The sequence below is a fragment of the Sphingomonas sp. genome, from assembly GCF_042095875.1.
Lineage (GTDB): Bacteria > Pseudomonadota > Alphaproteobacteria > Sphingomonadales > Sphingomonadaceae > Sphingomonas.
Map to the genome: position 1 here is coordinate 85,996 of NZ_JBELMJ010000007.1, position 22,870 is coordinate 108,865.

Consider the following 22,870-nt stretch of genomic DNA (forward strand, 5'->3'; position numbering starts at 1 on the left):
GGCGAGCCGTGGTGGCGGCGCGACCAAGCCGGGCGCGCCGGGTGGCTCGACTAACATGGATATGGTTTACCGCGCTGGCCGCGTCGGGCGGCAGGGTAGCGGATGGGTTCGGATGTTCGGTGCGGTCGCCTTCACCTACGGCTTGCTGATGACCTTCGTCATGTCGGGCGTGTCGCGCAACGCGCGGCTGTGTCGCCCCAATCCGGTCATGCTGAGCGCGATCGGTTACCTGCTGGTCGGGCTGACCGGCGGCGCGTCGCTGGTGCTGTTCGGATACGCCGGGTGGACGTATCTGGGCGGCGCAGTCTGACGGTGTTGTCCGGGGTGACGTTAGGTGAGAAGCCAGTTTGTCATCAGCGCGCGGTGCGTACTGCGGAGGCGAGATCGTCGCGGCCTGAAGCGTCCAGCGCGTCGGCGACGCCCGCGCGGTCGACGGTGGGCTTGTTCTGCGACAGTTTCGCGGTCCCGCGCCACGCCTCGACGCGGATCACGTAGCCCTCGATCGCCGCGACCATGCGTTCGAACGCGGCGACGGGCAGCTTGTCGCGCGTCCACTGGGGCTTGGGCGCGAGCCGTGCCTCGTGTTCGTCACCGAGCGCGTCGACCTGCGCGATCAGCGCGTCGCGCGACAGCCGCTCGATCTGCCCCTCCGCCTCGACCGCGACGTAGTTCCACGTCGGCACCTGTCCGGCGGTGTCGTACCAGTCGGGGCTGACGTAGCCGTCGACCGGACTGAACGAGGCGATCGCGCGCGCGCCCGGCAGCAGCGGGGCGACTCGGTTGCGCGCCGAACAGTGGAAGCGCAGGTCGCCCGCCTCGTCGAGCGTGCACGGCGCGTGGATCACCCCGGCGCCGCGCGACCCGTGCACGAACACATGCGCGAACGCGGCCGCGTGCGCGACGTCGCGGCATGCCGCATCGTCGAGGCGAAAGGCAGGATCGGGGTGCACCGCGCGGGCGCCGACCGCGTCAGCCGTCCCGCGCGCCGCGTCCGCGCCGCTCGCCGCGCCGCGCCTTGCGCACGCCCTTGGCATGCGCGCGCGCCTTCGCCTTCTGCTCCTCGCGGGTGGGCGGCACGAAGTCGTTGATCGGCATCGAATTGCCCGCCATCTCCTCGAACCCCAGGCTCGCCAGGCTCTCGGCGAAATGCTGCGGCAGCTCGGCGGTCACGTCGATCTCGCCGCCGTCGGGATGATCGACGCGGATGCGGCGCGCGTGGAGGTGCATCTTGCGGCTGATCCCGCCGGTCAGGAAGGCGGCGGGGCCGCCGTACTTGCCGTCGCCGACGATCGGGTGACCGATCGCCGCCATGTGGACGCGTAGCTGGTGCGTGCGCCCGGTCAGCGGTTGCAGCTCGACCCAGCAGGTGCGGTTGCCCGCGCGCTCGATCACGCGGTAGCGGCTGCGCGCCGCCTGACCCTCCGCCTCGTCGACGTGCATCTTCTCGCCGCCGGTTCCGGGCTGCTTGGCGATCGGCAGCTCGATCATGCCGTCGTCGATCGAGGGGACGCCGACGACCAGCGCCCAATAGACCTTCTTGGCGGTGCGGCCGGAGAAAGTCTTGGCGAAGAAGGCGGCGGCGCGCGAGGTGCGCGCGACGAGCAGCGCACCCGAGGTATCCTTGTCGAGCCGGTGGACGAGCTTGGGCCGGCCGTCGGCGTCGTCCTGCAGCGCGTCGAGCAGGCCGTCGACGTGCGCGGTGGTCTTGGTGCCGCCCTGCGTGGCGAGGCCCGGCGGCTTGTTGAGCACCAGCGCCTGCGCGTCGCGGTGGATCACCATCTCCTGTGCGAACGCCTGCTCGTCCGCGGTGAGGGGCGTGCGCTCGCGCTGCGGGCGCGCGGTGGTGCGCACCGCCTCAACCGGGGGGATGCGCAGCGTCTGCCCGGCCTGGACGCGGTCGCCGGGGCCGACGCGCGCGCCATCGAGCCGCAGCTGCCCGGTGCGCGCCCATTTGGCGACCGTGGTGAAGCTGGTCGCGTCCAGGTGCCGCTTGAACCATCGGTCGACGCGGATGCCGTCGTCGTCGGGTGCGATAACGAACTGGCGGACGTTCTCGACGACCTTGTTCATGCCACACCCCGCGCGAGCGACAGGCCGGCGAACAGCGCCGCGACCGAGCCGACCACCGACACCGCGACGTAGCCGAAGGCGGGCAGCAGCGCGCCGCGCTCGATCATCGTCACCGTGTCGAGCGAGAAGGAGGAGAAGGTGGTGAAGCCGCCGAGCACGCCGATCGCGAGGAACAGCCGCCACCCTTCCGGTGCGGCCACGCGCGCGAGCACGCCGACGAGCAGGCCCATCAGCAGCCCGCCGGCGATGTTGACGGTCAGCGTACCCCAGGGCCAGTCGGGTCCGAGCAACGAGGTGGTGGCGCGTCCGGTCAGGTAGCGCCCGGCCGAGCCGAGCGCGCCGCCTGCCATGACGAGGGAAAGGGCATTCATCACGGCGCCGTACAGCGATTTGGCCGCGAAAGGAATGCGCGGCGGGTGGGGCGACGTGTTCGGTCCGGTCGTCGTCCCGGGCTCGATCCGGGATTCCGCTTGTTCTCGCGCGGCTGGGCAGTAGCGGGACCCCGGATCAAGTCCGGAGTGACGAGAGAAGTTCCTACTAGGTGTCAGTGGCTCCTCAGGCAGGGCCGATCAGCCGCCGTCCGCCATCAGGTCGACGTCGGTGCCGCCGTCCGCGCGCGCGCGCATCGTCGCCATGAACGTGCCGCCGCCGCGGCGATTGCCCGCCAGCACGTGTTCGGCGCCGCTCGCGTGGTGCTCGGCGGTGTATCCGGCGTCCGATGCCTTGGTGTAATAATAATCGAGCAGCCGCTGCATCGGCGCGGCGCTGGCGAAGCTGACGACGCGTAGCGCGCAGCCGTCGCCGTCCGCGCCCGCGGCCTCCGCGACGCGCGCGTCGGGGTAGAGCGGGAGCCCACGCGGCAGTCGGTTGGCCCAGCCGGCGGAATAGTCGACGTTGGCGGCGCACTGCCCGGCGCGACCGCCCTGCGCGGCGGCGAGCGCGCCGAGCGTCAGCGACTGGCGCGCGATGGCGCATTGGCGGCAATCGCCGGTGGCGGCGGGGGCGCTGCGCAGCGTCTCACCGGTTGCCGCTCCGCCGGTAGCGGGTTGCGCGTGCGCGGCGGCGGCGATGTCGGTCGGCGGCACCATCCCACTCTGCGGTTCGGTCGGCGGGCGAACCACGTCGGCGTTGGCCTGCTGCACCAGCGCGGGGTCGACCATGATCTGGTCGCGCAGCGCGGCGGTCAGCGCGGGGTCGGCGGCGGGCGAGGAGGCGGCGGTGTCGACGACCGGCGCGGCGGTGGCCGGGGCCGCGCTCGGCTGCTCGGGCGCGTCGCCGCAGCCGGCGAGCGCGAGCGGCAGGAACAGGGAAAACAGAAGCCGCGTCATCAGGTCCACCGCGTCACGAACGATGGCGGCGTCATGCCGCACGCGCGGTTAAGGAAGCGTGTGACGAAATGTGTGTCACTCTTGCAAGACACCGCGAAGCGAACCACATCGGCGTCATGCTCAATATCCTCTCGATCCTGATCGGCCTCGTCGCGCTGGTGCTTGGCATCGTGCCGTTCCTGCCGTTCCTCGCCTGGGGTTACTGGTTCGTGATCCCGATTGCGATCGTCGGTGCCGCGTTCGGCGCGCTGTCGTCGTCGAAATCGGGGCGCAACCTCAACCTCGTGCTGATCGTGATCTTCTCGCTTCGCCTGATGCTGGGCGGCGGATTGATCTGACGCGAAAAGGGCCCGGCATCACGCCGGGCCCCTCCATCGCGACCGCGCGTCCGATCAGCGGCAGCGCACGTTGCCGCGATCGACCGACTGGCCGAGCAAGGCGCCGCCGCCCGCGCCGATCAGCGTGCCGAGCAGCCGCGAACCGCCGCCCGCGATGATGTTGCCGAGCGCGCCGCCCGCCAGCCCGCCGACGACCAAACCGGTCGTGCCGTCATTGCGGCGGCAATAGTAGCGGTTGTCGCGACCGCGATAGATGCGGTCATTGCGGCCGAGCGAGCGCGTCTGGTAATAGCGCCCGTCGCGGTAGTAGCGGTCGGCGTAATAGCCGCGCTGGCCGGGCTCGAACCGGTTGTAGTCGTAGCGGTTGTTCTGGCGCCAGTCGCGCACGTCGCCGCGATAGTCGCGTCGGGCGTCGCGCACGTTGTCGCGATACTCGCGCCGCGCGTCGCGCACCTCGCGGCGGTTGTCGGCGTCGCGCAGGTCCTCGCGGTACTCGCGGCGGGCGTCGCGTACATCGCGGTTGTACTCGCGCCGGGCCTGATTGGGCGTCTGCGCGATCGCGGGCACGGCGGTGATCGCGGTGGCGGCGAGCGTGGCGGCAAGAATGATACGCATCGAACAACTCCATCCTGATTGATGCAACAACAACCAACCGCGCACGCGCACGTTGCGTGAATGGAAAACTACGACCCGTTCACGCAGTCTTCAGCGTGTGGGTCAGCGTGATCTCCGCGTTCAGCAACTTCGACACCGGGCAGTTGGCCTTCGCCTCTTCGGCGATCTTGGCGAATTCATCGGCGGAGATACCGGGAACATCGGCGGTGAGTTCGAGCGCCGACTTGGTGATGGTGAAGCCGTCGCCGTCCTTGTCGAGCGTCACCTTGGCCTTCGTGTCGAGCGTGCCATCGCTGTGCCCCGCCTCGGCGAGTGCGAAGCTGAGCGCCATGGTGAAGCAGCTCGCATGCGCGGCGGCGATCAGCTCCTCCGGGTTGGTGCCGGGCTCGTTCTCGAACCGGGTGTTGAAGCCGTAGGCATTGTCGGACAGCACGCCCGACTGCGTCGAGACGTGACCCTTGCCGCTCTTGCCGAGACCTTCGTAACGGGCGGATGCGCTTCTGACCGACATGATTGCTCCTTGATCCAGATAAATAAACGGATGCGGTTCCGTCGACAGAACCGCACCCGCTCCATTCGGTTGCATCAACCGATCATCACGCGCCGGCCCGCGCCGGCGGTTGGTCCGCGATCAGCGGCAGCGGCGATCCCCGCTGCGCTCGATCTCGCGACCCGCCAGTGCGCCGCCGACGCCGCCCAGCACGGTGCCGAGCGTCCGGTCGCCCCGCGTGTCGATCGTGCGACCGACCAGCGCGCCCGCGACGCCGCCGACGACCAGGCCGGTGGTGCCGTTCGGCTTGCGGCAGCGCAGACGGCCGTCGTTGCCGCGCCACTCGCGGTAGGAATAGCGCTTGCGCGCGTCGGCGTCGTGCGTGGTCGCGACCAGCGTCGGCAGGACCATGGTCGTGGCACCCAGAGCAAGCATCAAGTTACGCATGAACAATCTCCCGGTTCTCATCAGTTCCGTTCAAGAAACGAGCCGCGTTTGCCACGGGTTGCATGAACCGGAAACAACGTCGCGTTCATGAAACGCGACAGGTGCGGGTGGGGCGATAAGGCGTTAAGCCGGTGCGATGAGCAATGGTGGCAACATCGTCGTCCTGACCGGAGCCGGCATCTCGGCGGAGAGCGGAATCGCGACCTTCCGCGGGCCCGGCGGATTGTGGGAGGGGCACCGCGTCGAGGACGTGTGCACGCCGGAGGCGCTGGCGCGCGATCCGGTGCTGGTGCACCGCTTCTACGACGAGCGTCGCGCGGGGCTGGCGACTGTCGAGCCCAATGCGGCGCACCAGGCGCTGGCGCGGCTGGACGCGGATTGGGCGGGCGAGCTGCTGATCGTGACGCAGAACGTCGACGACCTGCACGAGCGCGCGGGCGCGACGCGGATGCTCCACATGCACGGCGAGCTGCGCTCGGCCCTGTGCGCCCTGTGCGGCATTCGCCACGAGTGGACGGGCGCGCTGCCGCCCGCCGCGCCCTGCCCGGACTGCGGCGAGGATGCGCTGCGCCCTGACATCGTGTTCTTCGGCGAAATGCCGTACCAGATGGACCGGATCGAGGTCGCGATCGCGCAGTGCGACCTGTTCGTGTCGATCGGCACGTCGGGTGCGGTCTATCCGGCGGCGGGGTTCGTGCAGCTGGCGGCGCATCACGGCGCGCGGACGCTGGAACTCAACCTGGAGCGATCGGCCGGGAGCGACTGGTTCGACGAAACGCGGCTGGGGCCGGCGGGCGTGCTGGTGCCGGCTTGGGTCGAGGCGGTGCTGGGGCACGGTTGAGCGAGCGCGCTGTCGGTCCCGAGTTCCGCTTGTCTGCCGGTGTAGAGAAGGTAGCGGGATTCCGGCTCGAGGCCGGGATAACGGGGAGGGTGGCGGGTGCTCAGTCGACCCAGTCGAGGCCCAGGTCGCGGTAGACGCTGCGGTCCTCGTCCCAGTCGGGCTTGACCTTGACGTGGAGGTAGAGGTGGACCGGGCGGTCGAGCAGGACCGCCAGTTCGGCGCGGGCGCGGGCGCCGATCCCGCGGATGCGTGCGCCGCCCTTGCCGAGCACGATCGCACGCTGCGTCACGCGCTCGACCAGGATCTGCTGGTGGATCTCGGCCGAGCCGTCGGCGCGTTCCTCGAACTTCTCGGTCTCGACCACGCTGGCGTAGGGCAGCTCGGCGTGGAGCTGGAGGTAGAGCTGCTCGCGCGTGACCTCGGCGGCGAGCGCGCGCTCGCTCGCGTCCGAGACCTGATCCTCCGGATAATGCCACGGCCCCGCGGGCATCGCGGCGGCGAAGGCGTCCTTCAACTCCTTCACCCCATCGCCGGTCTGCGCGGAGATGAAGAAGGTTTCGGCGAACGGCAGCATCGCGTTCAACCGCTCGGCGTGGAGCAGCAGCTTGGGCTTGTCGGCGAGATCGACCTTGTTGAGCACGAGGTAGATCGGCTCCGAGCGGCCTTTCAGCGCCTCGGCGATCTCGGTCACCTTGGGGCCGAGCCCGCCCTTGGCGTCGACCACCAGCGCGATCACGTCCGCGCCCTCCGCGCCGCCCCAGGCGGCGGCGACCATCGCGCGGTCGAAGCGGCGCTTGGGCTCGAAGATGCCGGGCGTGTCGACCAGCAGCAGCTGCGTCTCGTCGCGGATCGCCACGCCCATCAGCTTGGTGCGCGTCGTCTGCGCCTTGGGGCTGACGATCGCGACCTTCTGCCCGACGAGCGCGTTGACCAGCGTCGACTTGCCCGCGTTGGGCGCGCCGACGACGGCGACGAGGCCGCAGCGCTGCGCGGCCGTATCCACTTTCGAAATCTCGCTCACTCCCCGGCGAACGCGTTCTTGAGCCGCGAGAAGAAGCCCTGGCTCTGCGGGCATTCGTCGCCCGTCTCGGTCTCGCGGAACAGCTCCAGCAATTCGCGCTGGCGCGTCGACAGCTTGGTCGGCGTTTCCACGTCGATCTGGATCACCAGGTCGCCGTGGCCGCGGCCCTGGAGGACCGGCATGCCGGCGCCGCGCTGGCGCAGCTGCTTGCCCGACTGGATGCCCGCGGGGATGCGGATCTCGTGCGCGCGACCGTCGAGGCCGGGGATCGACATCGTGCCGCCGAGCGACGCGGTGGTGAAGCTGATCGGCGCGCGCGCGAACAGCGTGGTGCCCTCGCGCTCGAACAGATTGTGCCGCTTGACGTGGAGGAAGATGTAGAGGTCGCCCGGCGGCGCGCCGCGCGCACCCGCCTCGCCCTCGCCAGACAGGCGCACGCGCGTGCCCTCGTCGACGCCGGGGGGCACGTTGACGCTCAGCGTCTTGGTCTGCTCGACCCGGCCCTCGCCGCGGCAGTCGCTGCACGGCGTGTCGATCACCTCGCCCGAGCCGTGGCAGGCGGGGCAGGCGCGCTCGACCACGAAGAAACCCTGCTGCGCGCGCACCTTGCCGTGGCCCGCGCAGGTCTTGCACTGGTGCGCGTGGGTGCCGGGCTTCGCGCCCGAGCCGTGGCAGGTGTCGCACGCGACCGAGATGTCGACGGTGATATCGCTTTGCTTGCCGTGATAGGCTTCCTCGAGCGTGATCTCCATGTCGTAGCGGAGATCGGCGCCGCGGCGCTGCTGCGCGCGTCCGCCCTGCTGGCGGCCGCCCATGAACTCGCCGAAAACGCTCTCGAAAATGTCGGAGAAGCCGCCGAAGTCCTGCGCGCCGCCGCCGCCACCGCCACCCTGGAACGCGGCATGGCCGAAGCGATCGTAGGCCGCGCGCTTCTGCGGGTCCTTCAGGCAGTCATAGGCTTCGCTGACGGCCTTGAACTTGGCCTCGGAATCCTTGCAGCCGGCATTCTTGTCGGGATGGTACTTCATCGCGAGCTTGCGGTACGACGACTTGATCGTGCCGGCGTCCGCGGTGCGCTCGCATTCGAGCAGTTCGTAATAGTCGATCGTGGTGCTCATGCCGGCCTCATTTAGCCCTCTCCCCGCCGGGGAGAGGGTTGGGAGAGGGGAGGGCGGCTACAAGCCTGTCTCTCTGTCGAGAACCCGGCCCCTCTCCCCGACCCTCTCCCCGGCGGGGAGAGGGAGGTAGGGATTACTTGTCGTCGACTTCCGAGAATTCGGCGTCGACCACGTCGTCGCCGTCCTTCTTGGCCGATGCGTCGGCGTCGCCGCCCGGGCTCGCCTCGCCTTGCGCCTGCTTCTCGTAGATCGCCTGGCCGAGCTTCATCGCGACCTGCGCGAGCGCCTGCGCCTTCTCGTTCATCTGGTCCGGATCGCCGCCCTCGACCGCGGTCTTGGCCTCGGCGATCGCCGCCTCGATCTCGCCCTTCAGCGACGCGTCGACCTTGTCGCCGTTATCCGCGAGCTGACGCTCGGTGGTGTGGATCAGGCTCTCGGCGTTGTTCTTCGCCTCGGCAGCGGCGCGGCGCTTCTTGTCCTCCTCAGCGAAGCTCTCCGCGTCGCGCACCATCTGGTCGATGTCGGCGTCGGACAGGCCGCCCGATGCCTGGATGCGGATCTGCTGCTCCTTGCCGGTGCCCTTGTCCTTCGCACTGACGTTGACGATGCCGTTGGCGTCGATGTCGAACGTGACCTCGATCTGCGGCACGCCGCGCGGCGCCGACGGGATGCCGACCAGGTCGAACTGGCCCAGCAGCTTGTTGTCCGCCGCCATCTCGCGCTCGCCCTGGAACACGCGGATGGTGACCGCCTGCTGATTGTCGTCCGCGGTGGAGTAGGTCTGCGACTTCTTGGTCGGGATCGTCGTGTTGCGGTCGATCATGCGCGTGAACACGCCGCCCAGCGTCTCGATGCCGAGCGACAGCGGCGTCACGTCGAGCAGCAGCACGTCCTTGACGTCACCCTGCAGCACGCCCGCCTGGATCGCGGCGCCCATCGCGACGACCTCGTCCGGGTTGACGCCGGTGTGCGGGTCCTTGCCGAAGAAGTTCTTCACCACCTCGCGCACGCGCGGCATGCGGGTCATGCCGCCGACCAGCACCACTTCGCTGATGTCGTCCGCCTTGACGCCCGCGTCCGCCAGCGCCTTCTTGCACGGCTCCAGCGTGCGCTTGATCAGGTCCTCGACCAGACGCTCCAGGTCGGCGCGGCTGATCGTCTTGACCAGGTGCTTCGGGCCGTTCTGGTCGGCGGTGATGAAGGGCAGGTTGACCTCGGTCGACTGCGCCGAGCTGAGCTCGATCTTCGCCTTCTCCGCGGCTTCCTTCAGGCGCTGCAGCGCGAGCTTGTCCTTGGTGAGGTCGATGCCCTCGTCCTTCTGGAAGCCCTGCGCCAGGAAATCGACGATCTTGTTGTCGAAATCCTCACCGCCCAGGAAGGTGTCGCCGTTGGTCGCCTTCACCTCGAACACGCCGTCGCCGATCTCGAGGATCGAGACGTCGAACGTGCCGCCGCCCAGGTCATAGACCGCGATCGTCTTGCCGTCCTGCTTCTCGAGGCCATAGGCCAGCGCCGCCGCGGTCGGCTCGTTGATGATGCGCAGCACTTCCAACCCTGCGATCTGGCCGGCATCCTTGGTCGCCTGGCGCTGCGCGTCGTTGAAGTAGGCGGGGACGGTGATGACCGCCTGGGTCACCGTCTCGCCGAGGTAGCTCTCGGCGGTTTCCTTCATCTTCTGCAGCGTGAAGGCGCTGATCTGCGACGGCGAGTAATCCTTGCCGCCGGCCTGCACCCAGGCGTCGCCATTGGTGCCCTTGACGATGTGATACGGGACGAGCTCGGTGTCCTTCTTGGTCACCGGATCGTCGAAGCGCCGGCCGATCAGGCGCTTCACCGCGAAGATCGTGTTGTCGCCGTTGGTGACCGCCTGGCGCTTCGCCGGCTGGCCGACCAGCCGCTCGCCATCCTTGGCGAAGGCGACGATCGACGGCGTGGTGCGCGCGCCCTCGGCATTCTCGATCACCTTGGGCTTGCCGCCCTCCATCACCGAAACGCACGAGTTGGTCGTGCCCAGATCGATACCGATAACTTTTGCCATGAGTGCTTTGCCTAGCCCCTACAACGATGAAAAAAAACCGAGAGTTACACCCCGTTACGGCAGCGCAACCCTCCATGTCTGGGCGCGATATAGGTGGCGCACTCCTTGCCGCAAGATTTCGCCGCGACTAGTCCGGCTGCGTTGTTCCAGGCTGGGAGAAATTTCGTGAACAGGCGGATGTGGGCGGTGCTGGCGGCCGCGGCGGCGGTGACCGCGTCGTGCGCGAAGGTCGAGGCGCCGGCGGCGAGCGACGCCTGGATACGGCTCGCCGCGGTGCCGGGACGCCCGGCGGCGGGCTATTTCACGCTGCACGGCGGCAGGGCGGACACAAAGCTGACCGGCGTCACGGTCGCGGGCGTGCCGCGGGTCGAGCTGCACCTGTCGCGCATGACCGCGGGCGACATGATGACGATGGACGCGACCCCGGCCGTCGACCTGCCCGCGGGGGCGACGCTGCCGTTCGAGCCCGGCGGGCGCCACGCGATGCTATTCGACGTGCCCGCAACGCTCACGCCCGGCAAGACCGCGACCATGACCTTCCGCTTCGCCGACGGCGAGACCGCGGTCGCCGAGGCCAAGGTGGTCAGCGCGGGGGCGAGCGGGCCGGAGTGAGGATGAGCGATCCGACCGCGCGCGCATTGACCGAGGGCGAGATCAACCTCGCGCGCTCGGTCTACGGCGACGCGGTGGATTACGCGCGGGTGCGGGTGTCGAACCGCAAGTGGATCTTCTTTCAGCCGCGGGGTACCGTGATGGCGCCCGCGGGCACGATCCACTTCCACCCCAGGGGCGAGCTGTGGCGGGACGATTTCGCGCACGCGTCGCTGGGTGAGCAGGGGTTGTTCGTTCACGAGATGTGCCACGTCTGGCAGCACCAGCGCGGCGTTTACCTCCCGCTCGCGCGCCATCCCTTCTGCCGGTACGATTATACGGTCCGCCCCGGCTGGCCGCTCGCGCGCTACGGGTTGGAGCAGCAGGCGGAGATCGTGCGTCACGCGTTCCTGCTGCGCCGCGGTGCGCAGGTGGCGGGCGCGCCGCCGCTGGTTCAGTACGAGACGATCCTGCCGTTCGGCACCGACAAAGGGGAACATGCGCGATGATCTGGCACGACGGGGTTCCCGACCTGGTGAAATTGACCGCGATCGGCGCGGACAGCATGCCGGGCTATCTCGGCATCGAGTTCGTCGAGGTCGGCGACGACTGGCTTCGTGCGAAGATGCCGGTCAACGATCGCACCAAGCAGCCTTACGGCCGGCTTCACGGCGGCGCGTCGGTGGTCTTGGCGGAGACGATCGGCTCGATCGCGGGGGCGATGACGGTCGATCCGGCGCGGTTCGGCGCGGTCGGGCTGGAGATCAACGCCAATCACGTGCGCCCGGCGGGCGAGGGTTACGTCTACGCCACCGCACGGCCGGAATCGCGCGGGCGCATCACGCAGATCTGGTCGATCCGGATCGAGGACGAGGCGGGCAAGCTCGTCTGCATCTCGCGCCTGACGCTCGCGGTCATCGCGCGCGACCGCGGGTCGGTCGCGGCATAGGCGAGCGGGCGGGAGCGACCGCTCCCGCCCGCGTGCCGGCTCACGGCATCAGCACCGTGTCGATGACGTGAACGACGCCGTTCGACTGCATCACGTCCTTGGTCGACACCATCGACGTGCCGCCCTTCGCGTCGGTCAGCACCAGGCGGCCGCCCGTCATCTTCGCAGTCAGCGGCTCGCCCTGCACCGTGGTCAGCGTGGCGGTGCCGCCGCCCGCCTTGATCGCCGCCGCGATGTCCTTCGCGGTCATCTTGCCCGACACGACGTGGTAGGTCAGGATGTTGGACAGCTGCGACTTGTTCTCCGGCCGGGTCAGCGTGTCGAGCGTGCCCGCGGGCAGCTTCGCGAAGGCGGCGTTGGTCGGGGCGAAGACGGTGAACGGGCCCGGGCCGCTCAGCGTGCTGACCAAGTCCGCCGCCTTCACCGCGGTGACCAGCGTGGTCAGGTTGTTTGCCGCCGACGCATTCTCGACGATCGTCTTGGTCGGCAGCATCGCCGCGCCACCGACGCGCGGGTTGGTCTTGGCGATCGCGGGGGCACCGGCGAGCAGCGTCGCGGCGGCGAGCGCGCCGAACATCTTGTTGCGTAGCATGATCCATCTCCGGCCCGTCCATCGAGCCGACGAAGATACGCTCGAACCGGGCGAATTGATGCAGATTAAAGTTTGGTTCGGTCGCCGGACGGATTGCGCGCGGCGCCCGATCGCTCGCGGTCGAGGATAGGGCGGGATGGGCGCGGCCGACTGGTCGAGCCTCGCCGGCTAGCCACGCCGTCGGACGGACGAGCTGCGCTCGCCCGCTGCCCGACGTGGCGAGTCTCGGGATTGCAGTCGCAATCCCGAGCCGCCCGCACCTTACTTCATCAGCACCAGTTCCTCTGCCATCGTCGGGTGGAGCGCGACGCAGGCGTCGAACTGCGCCTTGGTCAGCCCGGCCTTGACCGCGACCGCCGCCGCCTGGATGATCTCGGGGCAGTCGGGCCCGATCATGTGGATGCCGACGACGCGGTCGGTCTCGCCGTCGCACACCATCTTGTAGAGCGCGCGCTCGTCGCGGTTGGCGAGCACGTTCTTCATCGGGCGGAAGTCGGAGGAATAGACCCGCACCGAGCCCAGCTTCTGCCGTGCCTCCGCCTCGGTCATCCCGACCGCGCCGATCGGCGGGTGGCTGAACACCGCGGACGGCACGCAGTCGTAGTCGACCCGCGTCGACTTGCCGCCGTACAGATTGTCGGCGAACGCCTGCCCCTCGCGGATCGCGATCGGGGTCAGCTGGATACGGTTGGTCACGTCGCCGACCGCGTAGATCGACGGACAGGTCGAGCGGTTGTCCGCGTCGACCTTGATCGCGCCCAGCTCGTCGACCTCGACCCCCGCACTCTCCAGCCCGAGCCCGCGCGTGTTGGGCAGGCGCCCGGTCGCGAACATCACCACGTCGACGGTGGCGGGCTCGTGGTTTGCCATGCTGACCGTCAGGCAGCCGTCGTCGTTCTTCTCGATACCCTGGAACGTCGCGTCGAAGCGGAACTCCAGCCCCTTCATCATGCTGATCTGGAGCAACCGGTCGCGGATCTGCAGGTCGTAGCCGCGCAGGATCTCCTTGCTGCGGTTCATCAGGATGACGTGCGCGCCGAGTTGATGGAAGATGCCGGCGAATTCATTGGCGATATAGCCCGCGCCCGCGATCAGGATGCGGCGCGGCACTTCGTCCAGGTGGAACGCCTCGTTGGAGGTGATGCCATGTTCGTACCCCGGGCACTCGGGCACCATCGGGTGCGCGCCGACCGCGACCAGGATCGTCTTGGCGGTCTTCTTCGTCCCGTCGGCGAGCGTCACCTCGTTCGGGCCGGAGATGGTCGCGCGCTGGTGGATGATCTCGCCGCCGCTGTTCTCGATCGTCGTGGTATAGGCGCGGTTGATCCGGTCGACCTCCTCGAACACGTTCGAGGTCAGCGTCTTCCAGTCGAACGCGCACTGGTCGGGCACCTGCCAGCCGAACCGCTTGGCATCCTTCAGGTCCTCGGCGAAATGCGCGCCGTAGACGAGCAGCTTCTTGGGCACGCAGCCGCGGATCACGCAGGTGCCGCCGACGCGGTACTCCTCCGCCACCGCCACCTTCGCCCCGTGCGCCGCCGACACCCGCGCCGCGCGCGTGCCGCCCGAGCCCGCGCCAATGACGAACAGGTCGTAATCGTAGTCGGCCATCAATTCACTCCGGGGTCGAGGTCCATCGCCGAGCGCAGGCCCAGGTGTTGGACGAACGGGTCGTAATCGCGGTCGCTGTATAGCAGCGGGATCGCGTCGAGGATGCAGCGCGTCGCGATCAGCGTGTCGATCGTCTTGCGTACGGTGATGCCGAGCGAACGCAGGTGTCGATAGTTGCGCGCAGCAGCGATGGCGACGTTCCTGCCGACGATCGTGACCTGCTCGAACGACGACAGCACCGCCAGCGTTTCCTGATAATGCCGCTCGCCGCGCGTGCCCTGAAGCACCTCCGTCAGGATCAGGTCGCCCACCCCGACAACGAAATTCTCGTTGAGCAACTGCCGCAGGAGATTGGCCTGCGCCGTGTCGCGCGCCGCCAGCAGGTCGATCCACACGCTCGAGTCGGGCAGGATCATCCGTGGCTGGGTAGAGGCTTGTCGGTCCGCATCGCGTCGAGATCACCATCCCAGCCGCTGCCACGCAGCGCGTCGAGTGCCTTCAACTGGCGCGTGGATCGGACGATCCGCCGCAGCGCCTTGTCGACGGCCTCGCGCTTGGTGGTCACGCCGAGCGCTTCCATCGCCTCGGCCATCAACGCGTCGTCGATCTCGATGTTGGTGCGCATGTGTATTGCTCCGTCAAGACGTACACATAGCGATTTGGCGGCGGCGTCGCAATCAGCGCTGCCCCGCGCGCCGCATCGGCATCGCGTCGATCCGATCTTGCAGTGCCTCGGCCGACACCGGCTCGCCCGAGCGCAGCGCGACGTGGCCGTCCTTGCCGATCAGGGCCAGCGCGAACCGGTCGAGCGGCAGGCGTAACCGCGCGCGCAACGCCGCCGCCGTGTCGCGTGCGCCCGTCACACGATCGCCGATCAGCTCAACCACCTGTACGTCGCGGTCGCGCGCACCCTGTCGCCAGCCGAGCAGCGCCTCGCGCTGCGCCGCCAGCGCCTGGTCGCCCGCCGCCGGCGCGGCGACCACAAGCACGCGGCGCTGCCACCGCATCTCGGCAACGCTCGGCACGCTCGCGGCCGCTACGGCGAGCGCGACGATCATGCCCGTTCTTCGTCGCTCTCGTCGTCGCCGAACGCGCGCGCGATCAGGTCGTTGGTCGAGGGGTCGAAGTCACCGCCGCCCTTCGCCGCTTCCTTGGCCATCTCCTTGCCCAGCTCGACGCCGAACTGGTCGAACGAGTTGATGCCCAGCAGCACGCCGTTCACGAACACACGGTGCTCGTAGAAGGCGATCAGCGAGCCGAGCGTCCGCGCGTCGAGCTGGTCGAGCAGCAAGGTCGACGACGGCCGGTCGCCTGGATAGGCGCGCGCGGGATCGTCGGGGTTGGCGCGCCCCTTCATCAGCGCGGCACCCTGTGCGAAGGCGTTGAGCAGCAAATTCTTGTGGTGATCCTCGGGCAACGTGTCGCCCGCCTCGATCACCGCCAGGAACTCGACCGGCACCAGATGCGTGCCCTGGTGGAGCAACTGGAACACCGCGTGCTGCGCGTCCGTCCCGACGCCGCCCCAGGTGATCGGCGCGGTCGGGCGCCCGACCGGCTCGCCGTCGACGGTCACGCCCTTGCCGTTCGACTCCATCTCCAGCTGCTGGAGATAGCTCGGCAACAGCCGCAGCCGCTCGTCGTAGGCGAAGGGCGCGCGCGTCTCGGCGTGGCGCACCTGCGTGTAATAGAGGTCGGCGAAGGCGGCGAGCGCGGGCGCGTTCTCGTGCAGCGCGGACAGGCGGAAGTGCCGGTCCATCTCGGCCGCGCCCTCCAGCAGCTCCTCGAACTGGTCCCAGCCGAGCTTGATCGCGGCGGGGAAGCCGATTGACGACCATAGCGAGTAGCGCCCGCCGACGCCCTCGCTGAACGGCACGACGCGCGTCTCGTCGACGCCCCACTCGATCGCCTTGTCGGGGGAGGCGGTGACCGCGACGACGCGGCCGTACGGGTCCTTGACGCCCGCACCCTCCATCCAGGCGATGACGCTTTCCGCGTTCATCATCGTCTCGGTGGTGGTGAAGGTCTTGGACGCGACGACCAGCAAGGTGGTGGCGGGGTCGAAGCGGTCGAATACGTCGTCCAGCGCCATGCCGTCGACGTTGGAGACGATCGCCACGTCGTAGCGGTCGCTGTCGCGCCCGAGCGCGTCGACCAAGAGGTGCGGCCCCAGCGCCGATCCGCCAATGCCCACGTGCAGGATATGATTGACCGCGCCGAACGCCTCTGCCTCGATCGCGTCGATCAGCGCGCGCATCCGCGCGTGATAGGCGCCGGCGCGCGCGACCGAGTCCGGATTGCCCTCGCCGCGCTCGGCGGTGTGTTCGACCGGGCGGTCCTCGGTCACGTTGACGTGCTGACCCGAGAACATCGCCTCGCGCTTGCCCGCCAGGTCGCACTCCTTGGCGAGTTGCTCGAACGCCGCGATCATGTCAGGCGTCAGGTGCGTCTTCGCCCAGTCGAAGTGGATGCCCGCGACGTCGAGCGTCAGCCGCTTCAGCCGCTCCGGATCGGCGGCGAACAGCGCCTCCAGTCGTTCCTGCGGCAGTGCCTCGATCGTTGACCAGTCAGCCATTGTCTCTCATCCCACTTCGATCATCCGTCGTGCGCCCGAACGGGCGAGCCGCGCCAAGGGTCCGAAGCCCGGAACAGCTGTCCTGAAACCGCCGCTTGACGCGCACCGCCGCTTGCGCGACCGGACGCTCATGGCCACCAGCACCACCGCGGGCAAGACCGCAGCGTCCGAGACCAACGAAACGCTTCGCTTCCTGCTCAAGCTCGCCTTGTTCGTCTTCATCCTGCGCTCGTTCATCTTCGCGCCCTTCTCGATCCCGTCGGAGTCGATGCTGCCACGTCTGTTGATCGGTGATTACCTGTTCGTGTCGAAGTGGAACTACGGCTACTCGCGCTGGTCGCTGCCGTTCGGCTTGCCGCTGATCCCGGGGCGCATCTTCGCCTCCGACCCGGCGCGCGGCGACACGGTGGTGTTCCGCAGCATGGAGCCTGACGACCACGACGTGATCAAGCGCGTGATCGGCCTGCCCGGCGACACGATCCAGATGCGCCGCGGGCAATTGTTCCTGAACGGCCGCGCGATCCCGAAACAGCGCGTCGCCGACTTCATCGTGCCGATCACGCCCAATTTCACCGAGGACAAGTGCGGCACGCAGTTCCAGGACGTGAGCGCGGACAACCAGCCGATCTGCCGCTACCCGCAGTTCCGCGAGACGCTGCCCGGCGGCCGAAGCTACCGCGTGCTCGACCAGGAATATATCGCGATCGCCGACGACACGCCGGTGTACCGCGTGCCGGCCGGCAACGTGTTCCTGATGGGCGACAACCGCGACGACAGCGCCGACAGCCGCTTCGCCCCGCCCGAGGGGATGGGCTACATTCCGATGGAGCGGATCGAGGGCAAGGCGATCGTCAACTTCTGGTCGACCGACGGATCGGCCGAGTGGCTGAAGCCGTGGACCTGGGTGTCGGCGGCGCGGTGGAGCCGCATCGGGGAGGGCTTTTGAGCGATCTCGCCGGCTGGATCGAGGCGCGGCTCGGCTATCGCCCGCGCGACATCGCCCCGTACCAGCGCGCGCTGACGCACTCGAGCCACGCCGGCGACAGTTACGAGCGGCAGGAGTTCCTCGGCGACCGCGTGCTGGGCCTCGTCATGGCGGAGTGGTTGTACGAGACGTTCCCGGACGAGCCCGAGGGCAATCTGTCGAAGCGGTTCAACGCGCTCGTCACCGGTTCGGTCTGCGCGGCGGTGATCCGTGACCTGGGCGTCGCGCCCTACCTGCGGCTCGGCAAGCAGGCGCGCGACGACGGCGCGGCGGGCAGCGACAATGTGCTGGGCGACGTGATGGAGGCGCTGCTCGGCGCGCTCTACCGCGAGCGTGGGCTGGACGCGGCGCGCGACGTCGTCCGCCGGCTGTGGGCCGATCGCCTCCACGCCGGCGCCGCCGCGCCGCAGCATCCCAAGTCCGCGCTCCAGGAATGGGCCGCCGCCAATCGCCGCGCAACCCCGGCATACGAGGTGACCGATCGCTCCGGCCCCGGCCACGCGCCGCGCTTCACCGTTCGCGTCGCGGTCGGCAAGGACGACACGAGCGCGACGGGGACCAGCAAGCAGGAGGCGGAGACCGCCGCCGCCGCCGCGCTGCTCGCCGCGTTGCAGGAACAGGTCCCGCCGGCCAAGCGCCGCCGCCGCGGCTAGGACAATCCGCCTTGAACGTCACCTCGGACTTGATTTGAGGTCCCGCTTCCTTGTGCCGAGGCATGGAAAGCCGGAATCCCGGATCTAATCCGGGATGACCTGAGCCGGCTAACCTCATGGCCCGTTCGCGCTCGCTTGCCGCTCGCGCCCCACAACGGTTACGACAACGCCCGGACCCATCACGGCGCGACCTGCGTAGATGATCGGTCAGGCAGAGGAGCGCGCCCGTGGTAACCATGACCGTCGTCTACCCTTATGACGCCGACAAGCCGTTCGACGAGGGCTATTACGCCAGCCACCACATGCCGCTGGTGAAGGAGATCTGGGGCGACGCGGTGACGGGCACGACCGTCTACCACGCGCTCGCCGGCCTGTCGGGCGAGCCGGCCTTCTCGACCATCGCGCAGGTCGAGTTCGCGTCGATGGAGGCGTTCCAGCAGGCGCTGGCGAACCCGCGCTCGGCCGAGGTCAACGCCGATATTCCGAACTTCTGCGGGGTGACCCCGACCTTCCAGCTCAGCCGCCGGGCGTGACCCCCGCCTGGTCGCCGCCCGCAGACAGCGGGATCGCGGTGCGCGCGGTCGCGGTGGGCGGCCTGACGTTCGAGGTGGCCGAGGCCGGGGCGGGCGATCACCTGGCGCTGTGCCTCCACGGCTTTCCCGAGCTCAACTTCTCGTGGCGCCACCAGATGCCGCTGCTCGCCGACATGGGCTACCGCGTCTGGGCGCCCAACCAGCGCGGTTATGGGGCCTCGTCGCGGCCGGTCGGCATCGAGCAATACAGCGCCGACCGCATCGTCGCCGACGCTGCCGCGCTGTTCGACGCGAGCGGGGCGGCCAAGCTGACGCTGGTGGCGCACGATTGGGGCGGGGCGATCGCGTGGATGTTCGCGATCAACCGGGTGCGTGCCGTGGAGCGACTGGTGGTGATGAACCTGCCGCACCCGGTCTGCTTCGCCGAGGCGCTGAAACACTGGCCGCAGCGGCGGCGCAGCTGGTACATGGCGGCGTTCCAGCTGCCGTGGCTGCCCGAGGCGGCGATGACCGCGCGGGATGCCGCCGCGGTGCGCCACGCGTTTCGCGGTATGGCGGTCGACAAGTCACGCTTCCCCGACGACGTGCTCGACGTCTACGCCGCGGCGGCGCAAGCTCCCGGCGCGGCAACCGCGATGATCAACTGGTATCGCGCCGCCGCGCGCCACCGCGACCGCATGAAGCTGTCGAACGGCGGCAGGGTCGAGGTGCCGACGCTGATCGTCTGGGGCGAGGAGGACACAGCGCTCGGGCTGGAGACGCTCAATGGCACCGAGCGGTTCGTGCGCGACCTGACGATCCGGCGGCTGCCGGGCGTGTCGCACTGGGTGCAGCAGGAGACGCCCGAGGCGGTCAACGCGATCCTCGCCGACTGGCTGCCGCGCGCCTGAGCCCGTCGCTCGTCGTGCGGGGTAACTGCGCACGCGCCTCGGCCCCGAACGCGAGGAGGGGAGCGGAACCCTGCTGGTCCCGCTCCCCTCGCGTGCCGCGCGCTACGCAACTGGCGCGGCGGTTTGATCAACCGATCAGAAGTGGGTCACGATGCCCAGCGTCGGACGGAAGCTGTGGACCCAGCCGAACGACGACACTTCGCCGCGCAGGCGGAAGCCCGCGTTGCCGGTTACGCCGCCCAGGCCGATGTCCTTCGGGCCGACCTCGAAGCCGACGCCGTAGGTAACGTCGTCATAGTCGCGATTGGTGTTCACGCGCTTGTCGAAATTGACCCACTGGTAGCCGACCTTGCCGTAGAACAGGCCGCTCTCACCCGCGCGGAAGCCGAAGCGGCCCGCGGCGCCGTATTCCCAGTCGATGTCGCCCGACACGCCCTTGGCGACGTTGCCCTCGGCACCGACGAAGAAGGCGTTCAGCGGCACGTTGAAGCCGACCAGGCCCTCGACCAGCGAACCGTTCAGCTTGTTGCGGCGGTCGACCTGCGGGATGCCGGCCTTGTTCGACTCGCTGTCGAACTGCTCCCAGCCGCCGCGGATCGCGAAATACGGGTCGATGCCGAACGCCTTGGTGCCGTCGGGCGCGGTCGCCGTATCGGTGGTCGTCTGACCGTAGCTGGTGTCGGTGGTCGACGGGTAGGACGCGTCCTGCGCGAAGGCGGGAGCGGCGGCGAGCGCGGAGACGGCAACCGCCGTCGCTAGAACGAGCTTACGCATGATGAACCTCGGTTAGTTTTATATGTTTATCGCGGTCAACCGCGCGACGCGGCGAACCCGAGGCCCACGTAACCGGCGGAAATGAACAGGGTTGCGCTAATCGTCGCGGAACAGAGCAGTAAATCGCGACTGTGACTGGAACGACACGCTTTCTTTCGCGACGATGAACGCCGCCGCCACAAAGCCGCCGTAGGGTGGCGCAGCCGCCACAAAGCCGCCGTAGCCCGCCATCTTCTGCCTTGCTGCCCCGGATCGCCGCGCGACCACCGCGACTCGGGACAGTGCGCGCGATCGCCGCTGCTCGGTTAGTCAGCGCGCGCGCCTGGTCGGCGCGTGGAAGTCGGGCGGCTTGTCCGCGATCCAGCGCAGGAAGCGCTGCATGACCGGCAGTTCGCGCACCGCGTCAAGCGTCCCCGCGACCGCCAGCGCGCGGTTGTCCGCGGCGGCGTGGATCGCGCGGTGGCAGATCGGGTGCACCGGCTCGGTATGCGTGCCGCCCTCGCTCTTGGGGACGACGTGGTGCCACTCGACCTTCACGCCCAGCGGCCGGCCGCACAGCGCGCAGACGGGCGGCGGCGCCGCGCGTGCGACCAGCGCCTCCGCCTCCGCCAGCCCCGCCTTACGCTTCACCCGACCCGCCACCGATCCTCCGTTGGTCCGAGAGGGGCAGACGCGCGGCGCGGCGCGCGGGTTGCATTGCAGGTGCGGGGAGGTGGGGGGGCGGGTTGGCGAGCGGCTGTTTGTGTGCTTCGTGTGGGAAGGGGGGGGCTCTAGGAGGTATGCGAAGATGATAATACGAGTGTAAGGTTAGCTATCTAACTTTAACTCGTCGTAGTTATCATTAGATGCTTCTTCCGCTGAAGCACGATAGGCTCGATCCCGTTCGTCAGACAGCTTCTTGATCAGTATGTCGCAGATCTGATGTACTTGCTCATCGACATCGCCAGCGGGATCAAATCCAATGCCTCCATACCTCGCGTCGTCGGAGAAGTAGCCAGGGCGCGTGTTTGTATACCGTATACCGATGACGGAGCCATCTCCAAAACGGTCTTTAAAATGGTCCGACTCTACTTTAGTCCAAATTCTATTTGGATATTCCGGACTAAGTAAAGCAACGACATATTGTGCCTCGGACCTATATATAGGCGCTAAGTAGTCCTCAACATTTGCACCGGCAATTTTATGCTGCTCCGCAAAGTCATGAAATACCTGTATATCATGCTCGACAAGGGTCTCGTAAAGCCGCTTCGCTACTGGGCGCTCAGATCCAGCAAACGAAAGCGCTATGTCATAGCGCCCCGGGAAATAATCTCCTGCAAAGCCGCACTTGCGTCCAAATGCTCTCCATACGAGATTTCGGAGAAAGAAGAGGTACTTCGGATCTTCTGCTCCAATGATTCCAGAACTCTGATCAAAGAATATAGTTGAGCTTATATTTACCTTTTTATCCAGATCCTCCAAATGGCGTTTTAAAAACTCCTTATCTAGGATTTGCCCAACGCTTCCTTTTAAATCTTGGTGTGAGTTCATCGCATCTCTGATATCTAGAGCTCCGTCTTCAGTCTCTGAGAGCCAGCGTAGCAAATGTAGATAAGGTGCTCGTCCTGCCCGCTTTATCTTTGGACCTCTAGCAAATAGCACAGACGACTGCTGAAATTGACGCGAAAGCTCCGTCATTGTGTCTTCGATGACAGCATCAACTGAACGTGTAATGCGGACTGTGTCACTCGGTGTTTCTAACACTCCGGCTGACGCGCATAGTTTATGGCATAACAGTTGTGCAATCTGGAAACTGCCGCCAGCCCGTTCGGCGATGTCTCGCTTATGCTCGATGCCAATATTAAGCGCACTTTCGCCCTTGGCGATAAGCTCGAGAATTTTCGCTGGGGAATTTGCTTCTAAACGAAAAATGTCAATTCTGAGTCCAACATCTGATCCAAAACTAATAAGTTGCTGTCCCGACTTGTTGATTCCGACAAGTATCAGCTTAGTATCTCTGTCTTCAGTATCTGCTAGCACCTTCATGTAGTCAGATAATGACTGCTTTGCATCATCATTCAAGCGGTGAAAATCATCAACGATAACGACTCCTGCTCCCTTAATTGTGGGAAGGCCTTCAATGTATTCTAGGTCAGCAGGCCGCCGCGCACTCAAAACCGTTGGAAAAACATCTCCCTGAAGTTCTTCGAGCAGCTTCGTTATCGTTGTAGTTTTTCCTATGCCTGAAGGCCCTTCAAGAACAAGGCATCTTCCTTTGGTGCGAACAGAAACTTTGATATCATCATACTTATCAGGTGTAACAAAGGTGTAAGTAGGAACGCCTGACAATCGAAAACATCTTCAAGATGAGCCACAGTTGTCACTCCGCCGCCACTACGCCACCGAACATATCCGCTTCCGCCACCACGTCCTCG

30 protein-coding genes are annotated in these 22,870 nt (G+C 67.5%); 10 read left to right on the forward strand and 20 right to left on the reverse strand.

The window, feature by feature from the left end; all coding sequences use genetic code 11:
* Positions 1-55 precede the first annotated feature (55 nt).
* Positions 56-310 (forward strand): hypothetical protein, encoded by a 255-nt coding sequence (locus ACFDS6_RS04545; RefSeq protein WP_375270916.1) that lies wholly within the window; start codon positions 56-58, stop codon positions 308-310.
* 43 nt (positions 311-353) lie between these two features.
* On the opposite strand, the gene ACFDS6_RS04550 is transcribed toward ACFDS6_RS04545, so the two are convergent.
* The 4 genes from ACFDS6_RS04550 to ACFDS6_RS04565 form a co-directional block, all read right to left on the reverse strand.
* Positions 354-950, reverse strand: a complete 597-nt coding sequence (locus ACFDS6_RS04550) for an FMN-binding negative transcriptional regulator (RefSeq protein WP_375270917.1) — start codon at positions 948-950, stop codon at positions 354-356.
* Between the two features lie 19 nt (positions 951-969).
* Entirely contained in the window at positions 970-2,070 is a 1,101-nt protein-coding gene (locus ACFDS6_RS04555; RefSeq protein ID WP_375270918.1) for an RluA family pseudouridine synthase, read from the reverse strand.
* Complete coding sequence (gene crcB, locus ACFDS6_RS04560; RefSeq protein WP_375270919.1) at positions 2,067-2,441, reverse strand: fluoride efflux transporter CrcB; 375 nt, start codon at positions 2,439-2,441, stop codon at positions 2,067-2,069. The genes ACFDS6_RS04555 and crcB overlap by 4 nt, the downstream gene beginning before the upstream one ends.
* A 198-nt stretch (positions 2,442-2,639) precedes the next feature.
* Positions 2,640-3,398 carry a hypothetical protein gene (locus ACFDS6_RS04565; protein ID WP_375270920.1) on the reverse strand — a complete coding sequence of 253 codons (759 nt, stop codon included), beginning with the start codon at positions 3,396-3,398 and terminating at the stop codon, positions 2,640-2,642.
* A 116-nt stretch (positions 3,399-3,514) separates the two neighbouring features.
* On the opposite strand from ACFDS6_RS04565, the gene ACFDS6_RS04570 reads away from it, so the two are divergent.
* Positions 3,515-3,736, forward strand: a complete 222-nt coding sequence (locus tag ACFDS6_RS04570; RefSeq protein WP_375270921.1) for a hypothetical protein — start codon at positions 3,515-3,517, stop codon at positions 3,734-3,736.
* A 54-nt stretch (positions 3,737-3,790) separates the two neighbouring features.
* Here ACFDS6_RS04570 and ACFDS6_RS04575 read toward each other — a convergent pair whose 3' ends face one another.
* From ACFDS6_RS04575 to ACFDS6_RS04585, 3 genes are all read right to left on the reverse strand, one after another.
* Positions 3,791-4,351, reverse strand: a complete 561-nt coding sequence (locus ACFDS6_RS04575; RefSeq protein WP_375270922.1) for a glycine zipper 2TM domain-containing protein — start codon at positions 4,349-4,351, stop codon at positions 3,791-3,793.
* Between the two features lie 79 nt (positions 4,352-4,430).
* Positions 4,431-4,862 (reverse strand): OsmC family protein, encoded by a 432-nt coding sequence (locus tag ACFDS6_RS04580; protein ID WP_375270923.1) that lies wholly within the window; start codon positions 4,860-4,862, stop codon positions 4,431-4,433.
* A gap of 120 nt (positions 4,863-4,982) precedes the next feature.
* Complete coding sequence (locus tag ACFDS6_RS04585) at positions 4,983-5,288, reverse strand: glycine zipper 2TM domain-containing protein (RefSeq protein ID WP_375270924.1); 306 nt, start codon at positions 5,286-5,288, stop codon at positions 4,983-4,985.
* A gap of 136 nt (positions 5,289-5,424) precedes the next feature.
* On the opposite strand from ACFDS6_RS04585, the gene ACFDS6_RS04590 reads away from it, so the two are divergent.
* Positions 5,425-6,129, forward strand: coding sequence for an NAD-dependent deacylase (locus ACFDS6_RS04590; protein ID WP_375270925.1), 705 nt, complete (start codon positions 5,425-5,427; stop codon positions 6,127-6,129).
* Positions 6,130-6,229: 100 nt separating this feature from the next.
* Here the strand turns inward: ACFDS6_RS04590 and era are convergent, their stop codons facing one another.
* The 3 genes from era to dnaK form a co-directional block, all read right to left on the reverse strand.
* Positions 6,230-7,150 (reverse strand): GTPase Era, encoded by a 921-nt coding sequence (era, locus tag ACFDS6_RS04595; RefSeq protein WP_375270926.1) that lies wholly within the window; start codon positions 7,148-7,150, stop codon positions 6,230-6,232.
* Positions 7,147-8,268 carry a molecular chaperone DnaJ gene (gene dnaJ / locus ACFDS6_RS04600; protein ID WP_375270927.1) on the reverse strand — a complete coding sequence of 374 codons (1,122 nt, stop codon included), beginning with the start codon at positions 8,266-8,268 and terminating at the stop codon, positions 7,147-7,149. The genes era and dnaJ overlap by 4 nt, the downstream gene beginning before the upstream one ends.
* A 133-nt stretch (positions 8,269-8,401) precedes the next feature.
* Complete coding sequence (gene dnaK / locus ACFDS6_RS04605) at positions 8,402-10,306, reverse strand: molecular chaperone DnaK (protein WP_375270928.1); 1,905 nt, start codon at positions 10,304-10,306, stop codon at positions 8,402-8,404.
* 165 nt (positions 10,307-10,471) lie between these two features.
* Here dnaK and ACFDS6_RS04610 point away from each other — a divergent pair, with 165 nt between their 5' ends.
* The 3 genes from ACFDS6_RS04610 to ACFDS6_RS04620 are packed head-to-tail and all read left to right on the forward strand — an operon-like array spanning position 10,472 to position 11,846.
* Positions 10,472-10,918 (forward strand): copper chaperone PCu(A)C, encoded by a 447-nt coding sequence (locus ACFDS6_RS04610; RefSeq protein ID WP_375270929.1) that lies wholly within the window; start codon positions 10,472-10,474, stop codon positions 10,916-10,918.
* A gap of 2 nt (positions 10,919-10,920) precedes the next feature.
* Positions 10,921-11,406 (forward strand): vgr related protein, encoded by a 486-nt coding sequence (locus ACFDS6_RS04615; protein WP_375270930.1) that lies wholly within the window; start codon positions 10,921-10,923, stop codon positions 11,404-11,406.
* Positions 11,403-11,846: a hotdog fold thioesterase gene (locus ACFDS6_RS04620; protein WP_375270931.1), complete on the forward strand. Its 444-nt coding sequence runs from the start codon at positions 11,403-11,405 to the stop codon at positions 11,844-11,846. The genes ACFDS6_RS04615 and ACFDS6_RS04620 overlap by 4 nt, the downstream gene beginning before the upstream one ends.
* 40 nt (positions 11,847-11,886) lie before the next feature.
* On the opposite strand, the gene ACFDS6_RS04625 is transcribed toward ACFDS6_RS04620, so the two are convergent.
* The 6 genes from ACFDS6_RS04625 to pgi all read right to left on the reverse strand — a co-directional run bounded on the left by ACFDS6_RS04625 (position 11,887) and on the right by pgi (position 16,621).
* Positions 11,887-12,438, reverse strand: coding sequence for a fasciclin domain-containing protein (locus ACFDS6_RS04625; protein WP_375270932.1), 552 nt, complete (start codon positions 12,436-12,438; stop codon positions 11,887-11,889).
* 261 nt (positions 12,439-12,699) lie between these two features.
* Positions 12,700-14,049 carry a glutathione-disulfide reductase gene (gene gorA / locus ACFDS6_RS04630; protein ID WP_375270933.1) on the reverse strand — a complete coding sequence of 450 codons (1,350 nt, stop codon included), beginning with the start codon at positions 14,047-14,049 and terminating at the stop codon, positions 12,700-12,702.
* Entirely contained in the window at positions 14,049-14,465 is a 417-nt protein-coding gene (locus ACFDS6_RS04635; RefSeq protein WP_375270934.1) for a PIN domain nuclease, read from the reverse strand. Before ACFDS6_RS04635 ends, gorA begins: the two co-directional genes overlap by 1 nt.
* The gene (locus ACFDS6_RS04640) at positions 14,462-14,674 is read right to left on the reverse strand and encodes a type II toxin-antitoxin system VapB family antitoxin (RefSeq protein ID WP_375270935.1); all 213 of its coding nucleotides are present in this window, start codon (positions 14,672-14,674) and stop codon (positions 14,462-14,464) included. The genes ACFDS6_RS04635 and ACFDS6_RS04640 overlap by 4 nt, the downstream gene beginning before the upstream one ends.
* A 52-nt stretch (positions 14,675-14,726) precedes the next feature.
* Positions 14,727-15,107, reverse strand: coding sequence for a DUF4174 domain-containing protein (locus ACFDS6_RS04645; protein ID WP_375270936.1), 381 nt, complete (start codon positions 15,105-15,107; stop codon positions 14,727-14,729).
* On the reverse strand, positions 15,104-16,621 hold the full coding sequence (gene pgi, locus ACFDS6_RS04650; protein WP_375270937.1) for a glucose-6-phosphate isomerase: 1,518 nt from the start codon (positions 16,619-16,621) through the stop codon (positions 15,104-15,106). Before pgi ends, ACFDS6_RS04645 begins: the two co-directional genes overlap by 4 nt.
* Positions 16,622-16,751: 130 nt before the next feature.
* Between pgi and lepB the strand changes: the two genes are divergently transcribed.
* From lepB to ACFDS6_RS04670, 4 genes are all read left to right on the forward strand, one after another.
* On the forward strand, positions 16,752-17,567 hold the full coding sequence (gene lepB, locus ACFDS6_RS04655) for a signal peptidase I (RefSeq protein ID WP_375270938.1): 816 nt from the start codon (positions 16,752-16,754) through the stop codon (positions 17,565-17,567).
* The gene (gene rnc, locus ACFDS6_RS04660) at positions 17,564-18,259 is read left to right on the forward strand and encodes a ribonuclease III (RefSeq protein ID WP_375270939.1); all 696 of its coding nucleotides are present in this window, start codon (positions 17,564-17,566) and stop codon (positions 18,257-18,259) included. The genes lepB and rnc overlap by 4 nt, the downstream gene beginning before the upstream one ends.
* 236 nt (positions 18,260-18,495) lie before the next feature.
* The gene (locus ACFDS6_RS04665; RefSeq protein WP_375270952.1) at positions 18,496-18,792 is read left to right on the forward strand and encodes an EthD family reductase; all 297 of its coding nucleotides are present in this window, start codon (positions 18,496-18,498) and stop codon (positions 18,790-18,792) included.
* A complete protein-coding gene (locus ACFDS6_RS04670) occupies positions 18,789-19,682 on the forward strand; it encodes an alpha/beta fold hydrolase (RefSeq protein WP_375270940.1) in 894 nt (297 codons plus the stop codon). The genes ACFDS6_RS04665 and ACFDS6_RS04670 overlap by 4 nt, the downstream gene beginning before the upstream one ends.
* 135 nt (positions 19,683-19,817) lie before the next feature.
* Here ACFDS6_RS04670 and ACFDS6_RS04675 read toward each other — a convergent pair whose 3' ends face one another.
* The 4 genes from ACFDS6_RS04675 to ACFDS6_RS04690 all read right to left on the reverse strand — a co-directional run bounded on the left by ACFDS6_RS04675 (position 19,818) and on the right by ACFDS6_RS04690 (position 22,784).
* A complete protein-coding gene (locus ACFDS6_RS04675; RefSeq protein ID WP_375270941.1) occupies positions 19,818-20,456 on the reverse strand; it encodes an opacity protein in 639 nt (212 codons plus the stop codon).
* A gap of 96 nt (positions 20,457-20,552) precedes the next feature.
* Positions 20,553-20,687 carry a hypothetical protein gene (locus tag ACFDS6_RS04680; protein ID WP_375270942.1) on the reverse strand — a complete coding sequence of 45 codons (135 nt, stop codon included), beginning with the start codon at positions 20,685-20,687 and terminating at the stop codon, positions 20,553-20,555.
* Between the two features lie 78 nt (positions 20,688-20,765).
* Positions 20,766-21,086: an HNH endonuclease signature motif containing protein gene (locus ACFDS6_RS04685; protein ID WP_375270943.1), complete on the reverse strand. Its 321-nt coding sequence runs from the start codon at positions 21,084-21,086 to the stop codon at positions 20,766-20,768.
* Positions 21,087-21,263: 177 nt separating this feature from the next.
* Positions 21,264-22,784, reverse strand: coding sequence for a TIR domain-containing protein (locus tag ACFDS6_RS04690; protein ID WP_375270944.1), 1,521 nt, complete (start codon positions 22,782-22,784; stop codon positions 21,264-21,266).
* Positions 22,785-22,870 lie beyond the last annotated feature (86 nt).

Coding starts and splice junctions, on each gene's coding strand:
- ACFDS6_RS04545 (WP_375270916.1), top strand. CDS start 56: ATGGATATGGTTTACCGCGCTGGCCGCGTCGGGCGGCAGGGTAGCGGA.
- ACFDS6_RS04555 (WP_375270918.1), bottom strand. CDS start 2,070: ATGAACAAGGTCGTCGAGAACGTCCGCCAGTTCGTTATCGCACCCGAC.
- crcB (WP_375270919.1), bottom strand. CDS start 2,441: ATGAATGCCCTTTCCCTCGTCATGGCAGGCGGCGCGCTCGGCTCGGCC.
- ACFDS6_RS04565 (WP_375270920.1), bottom strand. CDS start 3,398: ATGACGCGGCTTCTGTTTTCCCTGTTCCTGCCGCTCGCGCTCGCCGGC.
- ACFDS6_RS04570 (WP_375270921.1), top strand. CDS start 3,515: ATGCTCAATATCCTCTCGATCCTGATCGGCCTCGTCGCGCTGGTGCTT.
- ACFDS6_RS04575 (WP_375270922.1), bottom strand. CDS start 4,351: ATGCGTATCATTCTTGCCGCCACGCTCGCCGCCACCGCGATCACCGCC.
- ACFDS6_RS04580 (WP_375270923.1), bottom strand. CDS start 4,862: ATGTCGGTCAGAAGCGCATCCGCCCGTTACGAAGGTCTCGGCAAGAGC.
- ACFDS6_RS04585 (WP_375270924.1), bottom strand. CDS start 5,288: ATGCGTAACTTGATGCTTGCTCTGGGTGCCACGACCATGGTCCTGCCG.
- ACFDS6_RS04590 (WP_375270925.1), top strand. CDS start 5,425: ATGAGCAATGGTGGCAACATCGTCGTCCTGACCGGAGCCGGCATCTCG.
- dnaJ (WP_375270927.1), bottom strand. CDS start 8,268: ATGAGCACCACGATCGACTATTACGAACTGCTCGAATGCGAGCGCACC.
- dnaK (WP_375270928.1), bottom strand. CDS start 10,306: ATGGCAAAAGTTATCGGTATCGATCTGGGCACGACCAACTCGTGCGTT.
- ACFDS6_RS04615 (WP_375270930.1), top strand. CDS start 10,921: ATGAGCGATCCGACCGCGCGCGCATTGACCGAGGGCGAGATCAACCTC.
- ACFDS6_RS04620 (WP_375270931.1), top strand. CDS start 11,403: ATGATCTGGCACGACGGGGTTCCCGACCTGGTGAAATTGACCGCGATC.
- ACFDS6_RS04625 (WP_375270932.1), bottom strand. CDS start 12,438: ATGCTACGCAACAAGATGTTCGGCGCGCTCGCCGCCGCGACGCTGCTC.
- gorA (WP_375270933.1), bottom strand. CDS start 14,049: ATGGCCGACTACGATTACGACCTGTTCGTCATTGGCGCGGGCTCGGGC.
- ACFDS6_RS04635 (WP_375270934.1), bottom strand. CDS start 14,465: ATGATCCTGCCCGACTCGAGCGTGTGGATCGACCTGCTGGCGGCGCGC.
- ACFDS6_RS04640 (WP_375270935.1), bottom strand. CDS start 14,674: ATGCGCACCAACATCGAGATCGACGACGCGTTGATGGCCGAGGCGATG.
- ACFDS6_RS04645 (WP_375270936.1), bottom strand. CDS start 15,107: ATGATCGTCGCGCTCGCCGTAGCGGCCGCGAGCGTGCCGAGCGTTGCC.
- pgi (WP_375270937.1), bottom strand. CDS start 16,621: ATGGCTGACTGGTCAACGATCGAGGCACTGCCGCAGGAACGACTGGAG.
- lepB (WP_375270938.1), top strand. CDS start 16,752: ATGGCCACCAGCACCACCGCGGGCAAGACCGCAGCGTCCGAGACCAAC.
- ACFDS6_RS04665 (WP_375270952.1), top strand. CDS start 18,496: ATGACCGTCGTCTACCCTTATGACGCCGACAAGCCGTTCGACGAGGGC.
- ACFDS6_RS04675 (WP_375270941.1), bottom strand. CDS start 20,456: ATGCGTAAGCTCGTTCTAGCGACGGCGGTTGCCGTCTCCGCGCTCGCC.
- ACFDS6_RS04680 (WP_375270942.1), bottom strand. CDS start 20,687: ATGGCGGGCTACGGCGGCTTTGTGGCGGCTGCGCCACCCTACGGCGGC.